General features: G+C 75.6%; 1 protein-coding gene. It reads right to left on the bottom strand.

The window, feature by feature from the left end:
- Nucleotides 1–499 (bottom strand): ComEC/Rec2 family competence protein (locus DEIPI_RS30960; RefSeq protein ID WP_045234281.1); only part of this gene is annotated, 499 nt, incomplete at both ends.

Genomic DNA, 499 nt, shown 5'->3' with positions numbered 1-499 from the left:
CGAGTCCCACGAGCGGCACGCTCCCGAACGCGTGCGCGACGAGCGGCAACGTCGCGAGCTCCGCCAGCAGGGTTCCCGCCAGCGCCAGCCGCAGGGCGCGCGGCCAGGAGCCCGGCAACCTCGACTCCAGCCGCGGCGTGAGCAGCAGTCCCAGCACCGCCAGGAAGCTCAGCTGGAACCCCACGTCGTCCACCCACGCGGGAAAGACCAGCAGGGCGGCCACGCCCGCGAGAGACAGCGTCTCCAGCCCCGGCGTCCGCCCCCGGCCCGCCCACAGGGCCAGCAGCACCACCACGCCCTGCAGCACGGCCCGCACCACGCTCGGAGACGCCCCCACCAGCGCCAGATACGCCAGGAGCAGCCCCGCCAGCAGCGGTGAGCGCCACCCTCCCAGCGGGGCGCGCGCCAGCAGGAACGACGCCGCCGCCACCAGCAACGCCACGTTCTGCCCGGAGAGCGCCATCAGGTGCCCCAGCCCCGCCCGCGCGAAGGCATCGTC

Origin of the sequence: Deinococcus pimensis DSM 21231 (assembly GCF_000519345.1) — a bacterium.
GTDB lineage: Bacteria > Deinococcota > Deinococci > Deinococcales > Deinococcaceae > Deinococcus_A > Deinococcus_A pimensis.
The sequence above is the reverse complement of the archived record's forward strand: the minus strand, read 5'-3'. Positions and strand labels throughout refer to the sequence as shown.